The sequence below is a fragment of the Psychrobacter immobilis genome (assembly GCF_904846175.1).
Taxonomy (GTDB): Bacteria; Pseudomonadota; Gammaproteobacteria; order Pseudomonadales; family Moraxellaceae; genus Psychrobacter; species Psychrobacter immobilis_E.
This window is the reverse complement of record NZ_CAJGZM010000004.1, coordinates 1-18,084: the sequence shown is the minus strand read 5'-3', so window position 1 is coordinate 18,084 and position 18,084 is coordinate 1. Positions and strand designations below refer to the sequence as shown.

General features: G+C 43.1%; 14 protein-coding genes. 3 read left to right on the top strand and 11 right to left on the bottom strand.

Going from position 1 to position 18,084, the window contains the following annotated elements; all coding sequences use genetic code 11:
• Positions 1-5: 5 nt before the first annotated feature.
• The 6 genes from nqrF to JMW39_RS06570 form a co-directional block, all read right to left on the bottom strand.
• A complete protein-coding gene (nqrF, locus tag JMW39_RS06595; protein ID WP_201545007.1) occupies positions 6-1,241 on the bottom strand; it encodes an NADH:ubiquinone reductase (Na(+)-transporting) subunit F in 1,236 nt (411 codons plus the stop codon).
• A 123-nt stretch (positions 1,242-1,364) separates the two neighbouring features.
• Positions 1,365-1,973 carry an NADH:ubiquinone reductase (Na(+)-transporting) subunit E gene (nqrE, locus tag JMW39_RS06590; protein ID WP_149490233.1) on the bottom strand — a complete coding sequence of 203 codons (609 nt, stop codon included), beginning with the start codon at positions 1,971-1,973 and terminating at the stop codon, positions 1,365-1,367.
• Positions 1,973-2,644, bottom strand: coding sequence for an NADH:ubiquinone reductase (Na(+)-transporting) subunit D (locus tag JMW39_RS06585; RefSeq protein ID WP_149490232.1), 672 nt, complete (start codon positions 2,642-2,644; stop codon positions 1,973-1,975). Before JMW39_RS06585 ends, nqrE begins: the two co-directional genes overlap by 1 nt.
• Position 2,645: 1 nt before the next feature.
• Positions 2,646-3,590, bottom strand: a complete 945-nt coding sequence (locus tag JMW39_RS06580; protein ID WP_149490231.1) for a Na(+)-translocating NADH-quinone reductase subunit C — start codon at positions 3,588-3,590, stop codon at positions 2,646-2,648.
• Positions 3,571-4,806, bottom strand: a complete 1,236-nt coding sequence (locus tag JMW39_RS06575; RefSeq protein WP_149490230.1) for an NADH:ubiquinone reductase (Na(+)-transporting) subunit B — start codon at positions 4,804-4,806, stop codon at positions 3,571-3,573. Before JMW39_RS06575 ends, JMW39_RS06580 begins: the two co-directional genes overlap by 20 nt.
• A gap of 5 nt (positions 4,807-4,811) precedes the next feature.
• A complete protein-coding gene (locus JMW39_RS06570; protein WP_201545006.1) occupies positions 4,812-6,164 on the bottom strand; it encodes a Na(+)-translocating NADH-quinone reductase subunit A in 1,353 nt (450 codons plus the stop codon).
• Positions 6,165-7,086: 922 nt separating this feature from the next.
• Here JMW39_RS06570 and hisA point away from each other — a divergent pair.
• The 3 genes from hisA to JMW39_RS06555 all read left to right on the top strand — a co-directional run bounded on the left by hisA (position 7,087) and on the right by JMW39_RS06555 (position 10,013).
• Complete coding sequence (gene hisA, locus JMW39_RS06565; protein WP_201545005.1) at positions 7,087-7,827, top strand: 1-(5-phosphoribosyl)-5-[(5-phosphoribosylamino)methylideneamino]imidazole-4-carboxamide isomerase; 741 nt, start codon at positions 7,087-7,089, stop codon at positions 7,825-7,827.
• A gap of 80 nt (positions 7,828-7,907) precedes the next feature.
• A complete protein-coding gene (locus JMW39_RS06560; RefSeq protein WP_227679439.1) occupies positions 7,908-9,605 on the top strand; it encodes a mechanosensitive ion channel family protein in 1,698 nt (565 codons plus the stop codon).
• A gap of 84 nt (positions 9,606-9,689) precedes the next feature.
• Positions 9,690-10,013, top strand: coding sequence for a hypothetical protein (locus tag JMW39_RS06555; RefSeq protein ID WP_201545004.1), 324 nt, complete (start codon positions 9,690-9,692; stop codon positions 10,011-10,013).
• Between the two features lie 140 nt (positions 10,014-10,153).
• Here the strand turns inward: JMW39_RS06555 and rnr are convergent, their stop codons facing one another.
• From rnr to JMW39_RS06530, 5 genes are all read right to left on the bottom strand, one after another.
• Positions 10,154-12,448 carry a ribonuclease R gene (rnr, locus tag JMW39_RS06550; protein ID WP_201545003.1) on the bottom strand — a complete coding sequence of 765 codons (2,295 nt, stop codon included), beginning with the start codon at positions 12,446-12,448 and terminating at the stop codon, positions 10,154-10,156.
• A 148-nt stretch (positions 12,449-12,596) separates the two neighbouring features.
• Entirely contained in the window at positions 12,597-13,841 is a 1,245-nt protein-coding gene (locus JMW39_RS06545) for a toxic anion resistance protein (protein ID WP_201545002.1), read from the bottom strand.
• Between the two features lie 366 nt (positions 13,842-14,207).
• Positions 14,208-14,711 carry a translation initiation factor IF-3 gene (gene infC, locus JMW39_RS06540; RefSeq protein WP_201545000.1) on the bottom strand — a complete coding sequence of 168 codons (504 nt, stop codon included), beginning with the start codon at positions 14,709-14,711 and terminating at the stop codon, positions 14,208-14,210.
• Positions 14,712-14,734: 23 nt separating this feature from the next.
• Positions 14,735-16,669 carry a threonine--tRNA ligase gene (thrS, locus tag JMW39_RS06535; protein ID WP_201544999.1) on the bottom strand — a complete coding sequence of 645 codons (1,935 nt, stop codon included), beginning with the start codon at positions 16,667-16,669 and terminating at the stop codon, positions 14,735-14,737.
• A gap of 451 nt (positions 16,670-17,120) precedes the next feature.
• Positions 17,121-17,642 carry a hypothetical protein gene (locus JMW39_RS06530; protein ID WP_201544998.1) on the bottom strand — a complete coding sequence of 174 codons (522 nt, stop codon included), beginning with the start codon at positions 17,640-17,642 and terminating at the stop codon, positions 17,121-17,123.
• Positions 17,643-18,084 lie beyond the last annotated feature (442 nt).

The window sequence follows — 18,084 nt, the reverse complement described above, 5'->3', positions numbered from 1 at the left end:
GCAGCTTAACCACCAAAATCATCAAGCATGATGTTTTCATCTTCCACGCCTAAGCTGTGTAACATATCGATTACCGCCGCATTCATCATCGGTGGCCCACACATGTAGTATTCACAGTCTTCTGGGTTTGGATGGTCTTTGAGATAATTCTCAAGCAGCACGTTATGGATAAAGCCGGTTGGACCTTCCCAGTTGTCTTCTGGTAAGGGGTCAGACAAAGCCACATGCCACTCAAAGTTATCAAACTCTTCTTCTAGTTGGTCATAATCTTCAACGTAGAACATCTCACGAATAGAGCGTGCACCGTACCAAAAGCTAATCTTACGGTCAGTGTTTAAACGCTTGAGCTGATCGAAGATGTGCGAACGCATTGGCGCCATACCCGCACCACCACCAACGAAAATCATTTCAGCATCAGTCTTCTTGGCAAAGAACTCACCATAAGGACCAGAAACTGTCACTTTATCGCCAGGCACTAGGCTAAATACCCAAGAGGACATTTTGCCGGGTGGAATACCGTCAGGGCCACGTGGTGGGGGACTGGCTATACGGATGTTAAACTTGATAAGGCCTTTTTCTTCAGGGTAGTTGGCCATCGAATACGCACGAATCACTGGCTCATCAACTTTTGAGACATAGTTGAAGATACCAAATTTGTCCCAGTCTTCGCGGTATTCTTCGTCAACCACAAAGTCTTTATAATGCACTTCATGCGGTGGCGCTTCTAACTGTACATAGCCACCGGCACGGAAATTGACTTCCTCGCCCTCTGGAATTTTAAGCACCAATTCTTTAATAAAGGTGGCAACGTTATCGTTAGAGATAACTTCACATTCCCACTTTTGTACATCAAAAAACTCAGGGTCAATCTCGATTTTCATGTCTTGCTTAACCGCAACCTGACAGGCAAGACGCATGTGGTTACGGATTTCACCTTGGGTAAAATAGCCTTCTTCGGTGGGCAGAATAGAACCGCCCCCTTCAATAACGCGGCAACGACACTGCGCACAGGTACCACCACCACCACAGGCTGAAGATAAGAAAATACCTTCGCTCGCCAGTGTTTGTAGCAGTTTACCGCCTGCAGCTGTCACGACGTCATTATCGGGATTGTCATTGATATGGATAGTAACATCGCCTGAACTGACCAGTCTTGAGCGCGCCGCCAAAATAATGGCAACGAGGCCCATGATGATCAAGGTAAACATAGCAACGCCACCAATCGCCGTAGCGTAATCCATGGTAGGTATCCTTAATCTATGGAGTAGGGGTGCGAAAAGACGTCATTGCGTTTTTCCTGAACCCCTACCGAATAAATGAATTAAATAGGTCAAATCGCTAAATAGGCTTTTAAGCATAGCGGTTTAAATTGACATACCGCCGAAAGACATAAAGCCAAGTGACATCAGACCAACCGTGATAAAGGTAATGCCAAGACCACGCAGCGGTGCTGGAATGTCTGAGTACTTTAGCTTTTCACGGATACCCGCCAATGCGGTAATCGCCAATGCCCAACCGAAGCCTGCGCCAACGCCGTATACCATCGATTCACCAAAGTTATAGTCACGCTCAACCATAAATAGCACGCCACCTAAAATGGCACAGTTTACGGTAATGAGTGGTAAGAATATCCCTAAGGCGTTATACAGACTTGGGACGAACTTATCTAAGAACATCTCTAGAATCTGTACCACAGCGGCAATCAAACCGATATAACTGAGTAGGCCCAAAAAGCTTAAGTCGATATCAGGGAAACCTGCCCATGCCAGTGCACCATCTTTGAGGATAAACTGAAACAGTAGGTTGTTTAGCGGTACGGTAATCGCCATGACGACAACCACAGCCACCCCAAGACCGATAGCGGTTGATACCTTTTTCGATACTGCCAAAAAGGTACACATGCCCAAGAAGTAGGCCAGCGCCATATTCTCGATAAAGACTGAGGTTATAAATAAACTGACATAATGTCCCATTAGTGACCGCCTCCTTGTGCCATGCCTTTAGATTGCGGCTTCATTACAAATTCAGCTTCTTCAACCTGTTCTGGTTTCCATGTACGGATAATCACGATAAACAGGGCGATAATAAAGAACGCTGACGGTGGTAGTAGCAGTAGACCGTTTGGTACGTACCAGCCACCATCGGTCGCAGTTTGTAAAAGGGTGATGCCAAACCAACTGCCTGCACCTAAAATTTCACGAATACTGGCGACAAATAGCAGTACCGCCGAATACCCAAGACCGTTACCAATACCATCTAAAAAGCTCGGTACTGGCGGATTGCTCATTGCAAAGGCTTCAGCACGACCCATAACGATACAGTTGGTGATAATCAAACCAACGAATACTGACAAGCCTTTACTAACGTCATAAGCGACCGCTTTTAAGATCTGATCGACTACGATAACCAATGACGCAATAATCGTCATCTGTACAATAATACGAATACTGGCTGGAATTTGCTTACGAATAATAGAGATAAAAAAGCTTGAAAATGCGGTGACCAAGGTCAACGCCACACTCATCACCAACGCATTTGCCACACTCGTGGTCACTGCCAGTGCCGAACAGATACCTAAGATTTGTAGCGCAATAGGGTTATTATCAAAAATAGGCGAGGTTAAAATACTTTTTGTATCAGCCATGTTATGCCTCCTTGCCGTGTGCTGCTGGTACTACTGCGACCAGTTCGGTTACGGGATGCGTCTGTTTGTGAGTCTGATGCTGATTTAGGCTTTGACCCAGCTTTTTATACGGGCTTTGACTGGTTTTTACTTCACTATCTGCCAGTGTTTTGCCGCTTTCTTTACGCAGTTGGTCTAGGTATGGCTTATAGCCTTGCTCACCCAACCAAAACTGAATCATATTACTGACGCCGCGACCAGTTAAGGTTGCGCCACTGATACCATCGACCCAGTTCTCTTTTGGATTACCGGCTTTGGTTACACCCGTTGCTACCGCACCGTTTTCGTCATAAGAGTGAATGCCGCTCCACATAGCGCGCCACTCTGGTTCTTCAATACGAGCGCCTAGACCTGGGGTTTCTTTATGCTCATAGAAACTGATACCTTTGATGGTATTCATGTCACTTTCAAGCGTCAAGAAACCATAAATCGTACCCCACAGTCCATAACCTTGAATCGGTAAGACCACCATTTCAGGCTGACCGGCGTCATCATTTTTGACATAAACTTTGGCGTATTTAGGCTTGCGACCGATACCGGCAGGATCATTACTGCCTAAGTCTTCACTGAGGGCTTTATTCTTAGTCGCTTGACTGGCATCGTAAGCATTACGATCAGGGATACCAGCGGTTTTTAGCGCGTCGTCATCGAGGTAAGTGCCTTTATTTAGGTCAATAATTTCAACCTCAAAGTCTTTAAAGCGCTCAGCCACATCTTCATTGGTATCAGTAGCAGGGTTAAACATACCGGCTGCCACTAAAATGTTTTTGTTACGGTCTAAGCGCGCGTTTTCAACTTGCGCTGGCTTTAAACCAACAGCAGCGGCTGAGACCAATACAGAACACACCAAGCATAGCGTCAACGCCACACTGATGGTTTTTGCATTATTACTTTTGGGCTTGGACATAGCGAACCCTCCGTGCTGTTTGACGCTTGATATTTGCTTGCGTCACAAAATAGTCAAATAGTGGCGCAAATAAGTTGGCGAATAGAATGGCAAGCATGATACCTTCTGGGAAAGCGGGGTTAACGACGCGAATCAATACGGTCATAAAACCAATCAAAATACCATAAGCCCAGCGCCCTTTATTGGTATGCGCGGCAGATACTGGGTCAGTTGCCATAAACACGGCACCAAAGGCAAAACCACCGATGACTAAGTGCCAGTAAAAAGGCAGGCTCATCATCATATTGTCTTCAGAGCCGACCATATTAAAGACCAGCGAAGTAGCAATTAGACCAACCACACAACCTGCCATGATGCGCCATGACGCAATGCGCGTCCAAAGTAAAACGACCGCACCCATTAAGATAGCTAGGGTCGATACTTCACCGATACTGCCTTGCATGTTGCCTAAGAATGCATCACTCCAGGTGATGGCATTGCCGTAAACATCGACAAAATCTTGTGGGACGACGCCAAGCGCGGCAAGACCAAGGGGCGTTGCACCTGAGAAACCATCAACGGCTGTCCATACTGAGTCGCCCGACATATAAGCAGGATAAGCAAAGTATAAGAAAGCACGACCTGATAGGGCAGGGTTAAGGAAGTTTTTACCGGTACCGCCAAAGACTTCTTTTGCCACGACCACACCAAAGATAATACCTAAGGCAACTTGCCATAAAGGAATATCTGGTGGTAAACAGAGTGCAAACAGTACCGAGGTGACAAAGAAACCTTCGTTGACTTCATGCCCGCGCACGACGGCAAAGATAATCTCACAGAGAATACCAACGCCAAAAGTCACAAGATAAATGGGTAAGAATTGCATGGCACCGTAGACAAAGCTTGCCCAGATACTGTCTGGGTTATAGCCTGCCATACTGGTGATAACAGTGCGCCAGCCGTCAGGCTGTAAGCCAAGCGTTGCAATCGCAGTTAATGCTTGATGACCGATGTTGTACATACCCCAAAACATAGCAGGGAAGGTACATAACCAAACGGTAATCATAATACGCTTCAGGTCAATACCGTCGCGTACGTGTGATGATGCGTATGTCGTTGAGCTTGGTTGACGCAAAAACGTATCAAACATCTCAAAGATGGCATAGTATTTTTCGTGTTTGCCACCCTTGGTGAAAGACGGCTCCATACGATCGAACATATTGTGTAAAAATTTCATCGTGGTTAGCCCTCCAGCTCAATGCGCGTTAAGTTATCACGCAAAATATCGCCGAATTCATATTTGCCAGGAGATACGAAGGTGCATAATGCCAAATCTTCTTCGTCCAATTCAAGTACGCCCAAATCTACTGCCGTAATGATGTCTTCGACAATCAAAGCACGTAATAGTTGCGTTGGCAGGTAGTCTTGCGGCATCACCTCTTCATAAACGCCAATTGGCACCATCGCGCGCGGTGAGCCATTACTGGTAGTTGTGAAGTTATATTTCTTATTGCCAAAAAACTTAGAAATATAGATAGGCAATTTTGAAAAGCGGTTGCTACCGACGCTTAAGAAATGGAACGCTGGACGCTCACGACCTTCAGATAGCACACTGACTTGATTATCAAAGCGACCAAGATAAGCAGTATTGCCAAACACTTTACGACCTGATAGCACAGAACCTGAGATAATACGGTTCTCACCAGCCTCAAGCTGACCGTTGGTCAATGCCGTGATATCAGCACCACGTTCGGTGACGATTAAGTGCGGGTTTTTGACAGCAGGACCGGCAAGGCTAAGCATGCGGCGCGTATATAAGCGCCCCGTGGTAAATAGTTTACCAATGGCAATCACGTCTTGATAGCCAACTGTCCAAACGGTCACGCCGCGCATGATGGGATGCAAAAAGTGAATGTGCGTACCAGCAAGACCGGCTGGATGTTTACCGGCAAAGCTATGATACTCAGTGACATTATTAGCCGCCGTTTTGGCAACTGGCGTCAACTGGGCATCGCCATGATGGCAGACAAAGGTCTTGGGGCTGAGCGTTGATAATACGGCAAGTCCGTCATTAAACGCCTGCAATTGCTCATTAATCAGCAACATCGGGTCAAACGCTAATGGATTGGTATCCATCGCGGTGACAAAGATAGCGTGAGGACGGGCACCAATTTCGGGAGCACGGCTAAAGGGACGCGTACGGAACGCTGTCCATTCACCAGAGGCAAGCAGTTGGGTTTCAACGACTTCAGGATCTAGGTCAGCAAGTTGCTGGGAGTCGTAGCGCTGAAATTCTACTTCTTCACCGTTTGGGTCGACCGCAATCACAAGACTTTCAAACACACGACGCTCACCGCGGTTAATCGCGATTACCTTACCAGCAGCAGGAGCAGTGTAGATAACGCCGACTCGTTTTTTGTCTTCAAAAACGGGCTGACCTTTTGCTACGATGTCGCCTTCTTTGACATTCATCGTGGGCTTCATGCCCACATAATCATAGCCAACAAGTGCCACATGGGCGGGTCTGTGCTCAGATATCTCGCGGGAGGGTTCACCAGTGATGGGTAAATCCAAACCTTTTTTGATGGTAATCATAAGCGAAAACTTAGTCCATAGTCTAAAACGATACCAGACGTCCTGTTTGGTATATCGGCAGCATGAATAACAGCGTCATCAATAAAGTCCTTAATCAACCCCAGAAAAGGGCGTGAAAAAGTGCTCTAGACATAACACATCATCATAACTACAAGTAAGAGTATTAACGCTGACCTTAGACTCCTTAACAACACGTTAATGTCTTATTCGAATGACCAAAGTGACGACTGGCTACCAAGGTGTATACTAAAACTCTCAAATCTCATACCATCCTCAACAAGGACAGTATGAGATTAAAGACAGTTTTACCATACGGTTATTAAAACCTTAAAAATTGTCATATCTGTGTGATTTAAGCAGCGCTCTTCATTCGAGTGATTATAAATGAGAAGTAAGTGACTTTCATATCTTGTCAAAGCCATCTTTCTAAAAATTATCTAAGCGCTGTTTAATAACCTATAATTACAGGGTAAGCTTCATTGCCTGATAAGCGCAATTTATAAGCACAAGCATTAATCTGGTTATTAATGTTAGGCTGCATTTACCTTGTGCTGATTGAAATCATCTAGAGGTAGCAGACGATTAGGCTTTATCGCACAAATACAAATTTACCTAGGATTATACGCTAAACTGACCTAAAATTGCCAGTTGGTAATTGAATTTACCTAATGTTGCTAGTGAATCCACGTACTAAAACTTATGGTTATGATTGTGCGGTTTTTGCCATTATTTAACCAAGTTTTTAAGCAATCTTTCATTTTATGTGGTCATTTTAATATTTAACGAATTTCTCCTAATAACCTCTTTTAATTTGTTATGCTAAATGACTTTATGTACAGCCGCCTTTTGAGTGGCTTTTTGACGCTTGTTTCACTTTTGAGTGGTTTTTTATTATTCATATCGTTTTTATAAGGAATGCTATATGTGTGCTGTCCCTGTCATTATCCCTGCTATTGATTTAAAAGATGGTAAATGTGTGCGCTTAAAACAAGGTCGTATGGAAGACGATACTGTATTTTCTGATGATCCGGTTGCGATGGCAGCGCGTTGGGTCAATGAAGGCGCGCGCCGCTTGCATTTGGTCGATTTAAACGGTGCATTTGATGGTATTCCAGTACATAAGCAAGTGGTGCATGATATTGCCAAAGCCTTCCCCAAGCTGCCGATTCAGCTTGGCGGCGGTGTACGCAATATGAAAACCATTGAGCAGTATATTACTGCTGGTCTGACTTATATCATCATCGGCACCAAAGCCGTTGAAGATCCTGATTTTGTGGCTGAAGCCTGCCGCGAATTTGCCGGACATATTATTGTCGGTATCGATGCCAAAGACGGCATGGTAGCGACGCACGGTTGGGCAAATGTCACTGATACCAAAGCCACTGAACTTGCCAAGCGTTTTGCGGATGTTGGTGTATCGTCAATCGTTTATACCGATATTAACCGTGATGGCATGATGCAAGGCGTTAATGTTGAGCAGACGGTCAACTTAGCGCGTGAAGGCGGATTACCTGTAATTGCGTCAGGCGGCGTGACCGATATGAAAGATATCGAATTGCTCAAACCTTATGGTGATTGTATCGAGGGTATCATTACCGGTCGCGCTATCTATGAAGGTACCTTAGATTTGGGTGAGGCGCAGCTTTATCTAGACGGTAAATAATATTTGGAACGCTATTTTTTAACGTACCTCTTATATTTTAAACGGACTATAGAATAAAGCTAGAATAGAAAAGGATGTTTATGGCAGCTAACTTTGACCAGCGCAAGTTACGCATAACTATAAAGGCGTGCGTTCAGTTGCTGTTGCCATTAAGCATCTTTTTAAGCCTGCCCACTTATGGGGCTGGAAAAATCAGCATAGATGAGTCTTCTGTCTTAGCGAAAGAGGTTGCTGATAATGATGCCTCAGCCGCTCAGCCGGCTGTTAATGAAGCTACCAATGAGCTAAATAGTACTCTAGCTATCACACCTGCTATGCCGAATACTTCTGAGACTGCTGCGCCGATGCCAGTCGAGCTGCCACCCGTTATCAGCGGTGAAAGCACCAATAATGCTCAAATCGAAACCACTCCCACACCATTAAAAGACAATGATATTCGCCAACGTATCAGTGGTATCTTTTCTGAAATTGACGGTTTGCAAGCGGTTCATGTTAGCGTTAATCAAGGGGTTGTTACCTTAACCGGTGAGACGCCCAACGAGAAAAAAGCACAGCAAGCCATTAATTTAACCAATCGCTTAACGGACGTAGTGACGGTAGAAGATAGAATCAATCGTACCCTTGATGTGCAAGATAACGTGTCGACCGTTTATCAAAACCTAAAGGCGCAGACAAAAAACTTAGTTAAAGCTTTGCCGCTATTGTTAGTAGGAATTATTTTATTTGCCTTGGTCACTTGGTTTGGCAGCTGGTTGTCTAATCGGCAAAAGATGTGGCAACGTCTCACGCCCAACCCTTTTGTCGCAGAGTTATTGGCGCAGACCGTTAAAGTTATATTTATCGTTTTGGGGCTTATCTTAGCGTTAAGTTTGATTGGTGCTGAGACTATCTTGGGCACGCTACTTGGCGGCGCAGGCGTTATTGGTATCGCCGTTGGTTTTGCGGTTAAGGACACGATTGAGAACTATATTGCCTCGCTCATGCTCAGTATTCGTCAACCCTTTCGTGCCCGTGATCATATTTTGATTAATAAACAAGAGGGTATTGTGGTACGGCTGACGTCACGAGCGACTATTTTAATGACCTTGGATGGCAACCAGTTACGTATTCCCAATGCTGAAGTCTTTAAAGCCACGATTTTAAATTACACCAAAAATCCTGAGCGCCGTTTTACCTTTGAATTAGGTGTCGATGCCAATGATGACCCACTTGCTGCCATCAAAGTAGGTATCGATGCGATATGTCAGTTAGGTTTTGCCTTAGATAAGCCGAAAGTCACTGCGGTTATCAAAGAGGTGGGCGACTCAAATATCATTTTGCAATTTCCAGTATGGGTCAATCAATTGGAAGCTGATTTTTCCAAAGCCCGTAGTATTGCCATTCGTGAGACCAAGCATGCGTTGGAGGATGAAGGCTTTAGCTTACCTGAGCCCATCTATCAGTTACGCTTTAACCATAATGTAGAAAAAGCGTTTGAGCATTTCCAAAGCAGTCAAACTGCTGATAAAGTTCATGCGGAAGTAATAGTAACGCCAAACATTGCTAAAACTCCTAACGATTCTAAAACATCTAATGAAGTTCAAGCGGCTGAAGCTGCAATTGAGAATCAAGACAAAAAACAAGCGAAGGCGCGGGCGAAGTATATCTTGCAAGGTCAAAATGCCGATGAGGTGCTTGATACTCGTCCTGACGAAAAGCTGATGGAAAAGGTCGAACAAGAAATTGCTGAAAACTCAGATGAGACGGATTTATTAAGTAATAGTAGCCCGCAAGAATAGCGTTCAATACCACATAGAAAAGTCGGCATAGAAAATGCAATGAAACGTTTATCTACATTTTATCGCAATAGACGAGACATTTTTATGCAAATGAAACATCTGATTATTTTTGCTCTGTCAGGTATCGTTATTCTATTAGGCTTTAACATGATGAGCGGCAGCCAACGTGAGAAAAATAGAGAGGCGATAACCGCTAGTACGAAGTCAGAAAATATTAATGATGATTTAGCCGTAGCTGATAGCAACGGTGCTAATACTGACAATGTTGGTAACAGCCATACAGCAGATATCGCAAGCCAACCCTTAGGACAGCAACCAAAAGCCATCCTTGATAATGCTACCACCAAGATAGAACAAGCAGAGCAAGTCAGTCAACAACGTGTTGAGCAAATGGCAGATACACAATAACTGTTTTAGAGCTTAGAGTTTTTAGGTCTCAAATATCCCGCATCTTAATCCAGCCATTCAATGAACTACCAATTAATCGACACATAAAAAAAGACTAACGATAACGTTAGTCTTTTTTTAATCTTAAGTTTTAGATTACTTTAGCTTTTCTTACTAGCACCTTTACCACGGCTGCTGCTTCTTTTAGCAGAGGTTTTATTAGCCGAAGTGTTGCTAGCCGGAGTTTTCTTTGGCTGATCTCTTTTGGTTTGATTCATTTGGCTCGCTTGCAGTTTGGCTTTGAGGTCAAAGTCGATTTGTAGTAGGTCCATATTGACGCCCGCTACTTTCACTTTTACCAAATCACCAAGCCCAAATACAGTGCCTCTGTCTTTACCGATAAGCTGCTGTTGCTGCTCGTCATAGACAAAGAAATCATCACCAACGTTTGAGATGTGCACTAGACCATCGATATATAAATCAGTCAAGGTCACAAATAGACCGAAGCTCGTCACGGTAGTCACGACGCCATCGAACTCTTCGCCGACATGATCTTTCATATAATGACACTTGAGCCAAGATTCTACATAGCGCGATGCTTTTTCAGCGCGGCGCTCAGTATCTGAGGTTTGCGTGCCAGCAGCGTCAAGCGAGAAGTCCATCACGGGCTGCTGGCTATTAGTCACTTTCGCTTTGATTGCACGATGCAGCATTAAGTCAGGATAGCGGCGAATTGGCGAGGTAAAGTGGCTATATTCGTCATAAGCGAGACCAAAGTGACCGATATTGTCAGGCGCATAGTTCGCTTGCATCATCGAGCGCAGCAGCATGCTATGGATACTAATCGCGTCAGGACGCTCTTTAGTCGCTTCGATAATCCGCTGATAATCCGCTTGCGTTGGGTTTTCTTCTGGGAAGCTTAGACCAAAGTTTTTTGCATATTCATGAATACGCATCGACTTTTCGCCATCAGGCTTATCATGGTTACGATATAAAACAGGCAGCTCATTTCTCAGGGCAAAGTTTGCCGCACAGGTATTGGCAAGCAACATGCACTCTTCGATAAGTTTTTGCGCATCGCCGCGCGTACGCGGTAAAATGGCTTCGATACCACCTTTTTCATTAAACTTAATATAAGTTTCAACCGTTTCAAACTCCATTGCATGACGTTCTTCACGCTTTTTCAGGAGCAGTTCATACAATTGATGTAAGGTATCGACCGATTTTTTGACGTCTTTATTACCGGTTAATGATGTAGGTACGCTGTTATCCTTTGGATTAGCAAGGTAAGCATTCACCTGATTATAAGTGAGACGCGCTTGCGAATGCATAACCCCAGGATAGAACTCATAGCCAGTAACGTTACCGGCACGCGATATTTTGATATCGGCAACCATACAGAGACGGTCACGCTCAGGGTTCAATGAACACAAACCATTAGATAATACTTCTGGCAGCATTGGAATGACGCGATGCGGGAAGTAGACTGACGTTCCGCGCTCGAAAGCCTCTTTATCAAGAGGCGAGTTTGGTGTCACGTAATAACTCACATCGGCAATCGCCACTAACACACGATAGTTACCACCTGAGCGTTTTTCGGCAAATACGGCATCATCAAAGTCGCGCGCATCTTCACCATCAATGGTAATCAGGGGTAAATCACGCAGGTCTGTACGACCTTTTAAATCTTTTTCGGTCGGCTCTTGATACGCATTAGCCTGTTGTAGCGCAGCTTCGCTAAAGTCTGACGGAATATCGTAGTTGAGTAAGGTAGTCTCAATAATCAATTCACGGTCATTATCATCAGATAATACTTCAGTGATTTTACCAGTGGCAAATTCATGCTGGTTGGGCCAATCGATAATATCAACTTTTACCGGCGAGCCTTGCTTGGCATTGAACGCCTGTACGTTTTCTTCAGTGACGGTGATCGGCTGATGATTGTTTGGGCTACCAAGCTCAACACAATAACCATCTTCATCATGCGCCAATGTACCAATGAAGTTGTTTTGGCGACGTTCAACGACATCGACAATACGACCTTCAGTGCGACCACGGTTATCCGTAGACGTACCAACCGCTTGTACTGTATCGCCATTAAATACCCAGCGCATCTGCTTTTCATGCAAGAACAGGTCAGGCATATCGCTCAATACAACAAAGCCAAAACCCTTAGGATGGGCTGACACTGTGCCCGTGACGATATCGTGCTCGGTCACCGTACGATAGCGATAAGGACGCCCGTCGCGATTTACTTGACCATCGCGCGCCATTGCTTTTAGGCGATTGCCCAAAGCGTCAAATTGGTCAGGGTCATCAATATTAAAGGCTTTTGCCAATTGTTGATGCGTGACTTCGCCATATTCATTAATCGTACTGAGTATCAGTTCGCGACTAGGAATAGGGTTGACGTATTTTTGTGCCTCATTCGAGGCGTTTGGATCATTCCAACTCATAAATTACCGTATCTATTTTTAAAATTATTAATAAGTACTATCTTAACACGAACAACGCCGTAATATCTTAGGTCAATTGTCTTATGTGCATCAGATAGCAAGTAGCTGCTAGCGTTAGTAGCTAACAGTATTCAACATGCGAGATAAATTAAATATCGATATCAACCGTATTTGATTGATTGGTTATCTTTTTAGTATCTAACTCTTTCGATACTTCAAGTACCGTTGTTTGATTCGACTTATCGAGATATTTCTGCGCTTTATCAACTTCAGCTGTCAAAGTGTTGACCGTCTGCTTCATATTTTCTAATGCTTCAATTTTATAATTGCTAATCATATCCATTGTATCATAGACGTTATTGAAGGCATTCTGCAGTTTATCAAGCTCAATCGTGCTACTGGTTGCCTGCTCGTGAATCTCAAGTGACTGACGTTTGAGCATTGCTGATGTCGATTCAATCAAGCTGCTGGTGGTTTTATTTAATGCCGTAATTTGGTCAAGTACCAGTTTTTGATTGGTCATTGCTTGAGCGACAACCACTGCTGTACGTAGTGCCGAGATAGTCGTCGTGGTCGCGCGGTCTACGCCTTTAATCAACTCTAAGTTATTTTTACGAATGGTATCAAGGGCTAAATAACCTTGCACGTTTACGGCTAATTGGGTTAAAAAGTCAGTATTTTTTTGACGCACATAAAACAGCATCTCTTCTTTAATAATACGCGCTTTTTCAGGGTCAGTGGCTTCAACAGCATAAACCTTTTGCTCAAGCTGCTCATCGATTTTTTTACCAACATAGATATATTGGCGAATCGATTGCATCAATTCCCACATATTGACTTTTTCTTGCTCAATCATGGCATTGTCTTTGAGCAGCTCGTCTTTGCCATTATAAAGGCTGGTCACCACCGCGTTAATATGCGATTGCGCCGATTCGTATTGCCGGAAATAATCTTGTACTTTATTGCCAAATGGAATAAGACCAAAAAGCTTGCGTGAGCTGGTTAGCTCTTTTTTGCTCGGATCTAAATCTTCGACAATCCCGCGCAGCTCAGTCAATGACTTGGCAATAGGTGAATTGTCAAACAAGCTCTCATTGAGACTTTTCGCTGGCAGATCAAGCATACGGTTTGACACTTGCGCTGATTCACGGATTTCTTTATTACCCAAATTATGGATAGATTGCACGTTTTGCTGAAACTCAGAGCTGTGTACCGAATTGTTAATCACGTGATCAACAAAGGCATCAACCTTAGCATCAAGTTCTGGAATATGGCTTTCATCCAGCTTTACCATTTGATCGGCTTCGCTTTTTTGTATTTCTTTCACCGGCTCAGGTGCAGTTAAAGTAATACTTGGCGTTGAGGCGTTTTCGGGTGGGGTTAGTTCTTGCATGGAATTTCCTATAATATTTAAAGAGCTAATGTAGTTATCAAAGACATTAATCGTCTTAGTATCGACTATGGCTGTCCTCTTAATGGCTAGGCTCTTAATTGTTATGTTATTGATTATTGTTATTTGGATTACTTTTAAGCGTAATAGAACAGACCTTTAGATTAACTGGTAATGAAAAGGTTGAGAAGATAGATTTTGTAAACTAGGTTTCGCGAGTTTCATAGATTAAAAAATAATGATTTGCTGGTTTATATATTAAAAAACCATCAATATCCCGGAGCATATTGATGGCTTGAATTTAAATAGCTATTTAAATGTCTATATAGGCTGCTGATAGCCACGACGAATCGCAAGCTATTGAACAGACTATTTTTTCTTGGTAGGACCTAACAGCATACCCATTTGACGACCTTCCATCTTTGGATATTGCTCGACGTTTGCAATCTCAGCAGTGTCTTCGATGATGCGATCTAGTTGCTTACGACCAATCTCTTGGTGCGCCATTTCACGACCACGGAAACGAATACTGATTTTAACTTTGTCTTGGTCTTCTAAGAAGCTAACAATTTTCTTCAGTTTAACCTGATAATCGGCTTCTTCAGTACTAGGACGCAGCTTCATCTCTTTCAGCTGAGTTTGCTTTTGGTTCTTTTTAGCTTCTTTCGCTTTTTGCTTTTGATCATAGAGGAAATGCTTATAATCCATGATTTTGCATACTGGCGGCTTGGCATCTGGAACCAATTCGACCAAATCTAGACTGTCCTCACGTGCCGCTTTCATCGCGGTATCGATATCTACCACGCCCATCTGTTCGCCGTCTTCTTTAACGAGACGGACTTCTTTGGCTGTGATATCTTCGTTGATGTTCAAACGGTTTGACTGTTTAATAGGTATTACTCCTCATCTGTTTTTGGGGTCTGTCGGCCTTTTTTGCCAACAGCTGTCTGTACTAATGTAATAAATTCTGCAACACTCATGACGCCGAGGTTTTCACCTTCACGAGTTCGGACGTTGACGCTGCCCGATTCGACTTCTTTATCTCCCAATACTAGCATATAGGGAACGCGTTCTAATGTTTTCTCTCGTATCTTAAATCCAATCTTTTCGTTACGCAAGTCACTAGTGGCTCGCAGACCTGCATTTTTCAGCTCACGCACCACATTTTCGCAAGCATCAGCTTGTTTATCAGTGATATTCATCACTGCAACCTGCTGCGGTGCCAACCATACTGGCATCCAACCGGCGTAGTTTTCAATCAAGATACCGATAAAGCGCTCAAATGAACCCAAGATAGCACGGTGCAACATAATAGGCACTTCACGCTCATTTTGCTCATTAACAAATTCAGCATCAAGGCGCTCAGGCATATTTGGATCTACCTGAATAGTGCCGCATTGCCATACCCGACCTAAACTGTCTTTTAGACTAAATTCAATTTTTGGACCATAGAACGCGCCTTCGCCCGGTAAATAAGCCCAATCTAGTCCTGAGCTATCTAACGCGTCTGCCAAGGCTTTTTCGGCAAAGTCCCAAGACTCATCACTACCGACACGCTTTTCAGGACGGGTCGAGAGCTTCATAATGATGTTATCAAAACCAAAGTCTTCATAAACAGCAAGGGTCAGCTTAATGAAATCAGCGACTTCTTGCTGAATCTGCGCTTGGGTACAAAAGATATGCGCATCATCTTGGGTAAAACCACGTACGCGCATCAAACCATGCAATGAGCCTGATGGTTCATTACGATGGCACGAGCCAAACTCTGCCATACGTAGCGGTAATTCACGGTAAGACTTTAAACCTTGATTAAAGACTTGCACGTGACACGGGCAGTTCATTGGTTTTACCGCATAATCACGGTTTTCACTTGAGGTAGTAAACATATTAGTGGCATAGTTACCCCAATGTCCTGAGCGTTCCCATAGGCTACGATCGACGATTTGTGGCGTTTTGATTTCTTCATAGTTATTATCATGTTGTACTTTACGCATATATTGCTCAAGTACCTGATAAATCGTCCAACCGTTAGCATGCCAAAACACCATACCCGGCGCTTGCTCTTGCATATGGAACAGATTTAACGCTTTACCAATCTTACGGTGATCGCGTTTTTCGGCCTCTTCAATACGTTGGATATAGGCTTTTAAATCTTTTTTATCTGCCCACGCCGTACCATAGATACGTTGTAGCTGTTCGTTTTTGGCATCGCCGCGCCAATAAGCACCTGACATTTTAGTCAGTTTAAATACTTTCAAGAAGCGAGTGTTTGGTACGTGTGGACCACGGCACATATCGACATATTCTTGATGATGATATAGACCAAAAGCTTCTTCGCCCGGCATATCATTAATCAGCTTAAGCTTATAGTCTTCGCCGCGCTCTTCAAATATCTTGATAACTTCATCGCGTGGCGTTATTTTCTTGATAACGTCATAATCTTGCTTAATCAGCTCCATCATGCGTTTTTCAATTTTTTCCATATGCTCAGGGGTAAATGGCGTCTCACTATAGATGTCGTAATAAAAGCCATCTTCAATGACAGGACCAATCACCATTTTTACGTCAGGATATAGCTGCTTAACGGCATGACCTAATAAGTGGGCAGCCGAGTGGCGAATGATATCGACACCGTCAGCATCTTTTGGCGTTACGATTTCAACTTTAGCATCATGGGTGATAGGGTCGTGCGCATCGACTAACTGACCATCTACGCGCCCAGCGACCGTCGCTTTCGCCAATCCTGCCCCAATACTTTGCGCCACTTCCATGACGGTTGTATTGCCTTCGAAGTTTTTTACGCTACCATCGGGTAAAGTAATCGCTACCATAATCTATTCACCTTTTTGCGTCCGTTGGCAGTGATGATTGCAACCATCAATCATATAACCGTAAGACTGCGTCAATTATATCTAACCGCTTTGATATGTTGGATATGTTGTAAGAAATGAGCATTAACTACAAGCACTGCGCTTAAACTTATATAGCATCATATATATAGTAGGACAATTATTAAGTCATCTAATGACCCGTAATCAACTTAGTATGATGATAAATAAGTACCCTTCTAATAAAGGTAGGCAGACATGATATGCAGTAATGTTATAAAAGCAGCTATTATAGCAAAAACCGTCTATTAACACTAGCAAGCAAGGGGTTACGTCAGTTTCTATATATAGGTGCTATTTGTATAAATATCAAGAAGGATAAATATACAGATAGCTATGCACATAGAGAAGGGGGTTATCAATAAGCATCATGACAGTAATAAGAAATTTTGAATTACTTAATACATCTAGCAGACTTATTGTCCGCAAGCTTTCGAGCTTCTATATTCATATTTTTACTTGGTTCAATAACACCCAACAAACACGACTTCTCTTTATTTAAACGAATGACAACCAATTGCTGCTTGTCCTGTTCCCTCGGTAAATAAAACGAATCACCATCCAAGGGATCTATTTGAGCCGTATAAACACGATAGATAAGAGCATGGTACTTCTTTGCATTACCAACTTTCTCATATCTCCACTCAACAGTCGCGCCCACATGAAAAGGTGGTATAGGCTGATAAGATACCTTGTGATTGTTATATATTAAATCTACCCCAGATCTCAAATCACGACTGAATGTATGCAACAGATAGTTCTGTTTTGAAGGGCAATTTGCCTGATATAGATTTTCGACCATATTCAAAGTTTGGCAGTCTTCATCTTTAAGAGAAGTATAATCAGCACTAATCTTAGCAGTGGCAGTAGTTGCTAAAAGAGTGAGACAACCAACTATTAATAAGCCTAATTTCATAAACATCCTTATAAGTGTTTTGGCATTACTACAAGCTTAGATTTATAAGATTATAGAATAAAACTAAAGTCTCAAATTTAAATCGTAAGCAATCAAGGGGTTGGAAGATATATTAATTTAAACGTCCAAACCCCCTTGACCCCCTCTCAAATGTGCGTATAATGCGCCCTAGTCGAAAGGGAAGGATGATATGGGGAGTGGTTTACCACTTATTATAATAGCCAGTTATTAACTAAGCTATTCACCAATCAGCCGATAGTTTTGCAGTTTCAATCAACTACCAAGGTAGTGCAGATAAAAACTTCAAACTAAATAAAAATAACTTCTTGACTTACTGAATTAAACGTCTATAATACGCACCTCATTAAGACAAACGGAATGACTTATATGTGAATTTACATATAACAAACCTGGATAACTTACTGAAACAATTTATAAAAAA

Bases quoted from the DNA above. Each gene is read 5' to 3' on its own strand.
- nqrF (WP_201545007.1), bottom strand. From the start codon at position 1,241: ATGGATTACGCTACGGCGATTGGTGGCGTTGCTATGTTTACCTTGATC.
- nqrE (WP_149490233.1), bottom strand. From the start codon at position 1,973: ATGGGACATTATGTCAGTTTATTTATAACCTCAGTCTTTATCGAGAAT.
- JMW39_RS06585 (WP_149490232.1), bottom strand. From the start codon at position 2,644: ATGGCTGATACAAAAAGTATTTTAACCTCGCCTATTTTTGATAATAAC.
- JMW39_RS06580 (WP_149490231.1), bottom strand. From the start codon at position 3,590: ATGTCCAAGCCCAAAAGTAATAATGCAAAAACCATCAGTGTGGCGTTG.
- JMW39_RS06575 (WP_149490230.1), bottom strand. From the start codon at position 4,806: ATGAAATTTTTACACAATATGTTCGATCGTATGGAGCCGTCTTTCACC.
- JMW39_RS06570 (WP_201545006.1), bottom strand. From the start codon at position 6,164: ATGATTACCATCAAAAAAGGTTTGGATTTACCCATCACTGGTGAACCC.
- hisA (WP_201545005.1), top strand. From the start codon at position 7,087: ATGTGTGCTGTCCCTGTCATTATCCCTGCTATTGATTTAAAAGATGGT.
- JMW39_RS06560 (WP_227679439.1), top strand. From the start codon at position 7,908: ATGGCAGCTAACTTTGACCAGCGCAAGTTACGCATAACTATAAAGGCG.
- JMW39_RS06555 (WP_201545004.1), top strand. From the start codon at position 9,690: ATGCAAATGAAACATCTGATTATTTTTGCTCTGTCAGGTATCGTTATT.
- rnr (WP_201545003.1), bottom strand. From the start codon at position 12,448: ATGAGTTGGAATGATCCAAACGCCTCGAATGAGGCACAAAAATACGTC.
- JMW39_RS06545 (WP_201545002.1), bottom strand. From the start codon at position 13,841: ATGCAAGAACTAACCCCACCCGAAAACGCCTCAACGCCAAGTATTACT.
- thrS (WP_201544999.1), bottom strand. From the start codon at position 16,669: ATGGTAGCGATTACTTTACCCGATGGTAGCGTAAAAAACTTCGAAGGC.
- JMW39_RS06530 (WP_201544998.1), bottom strand. From the start codon at position 17,642: ATGAAATTAGGCTTATTAATAGTTGGTTGTCTCACTCTTTTAGCAACT.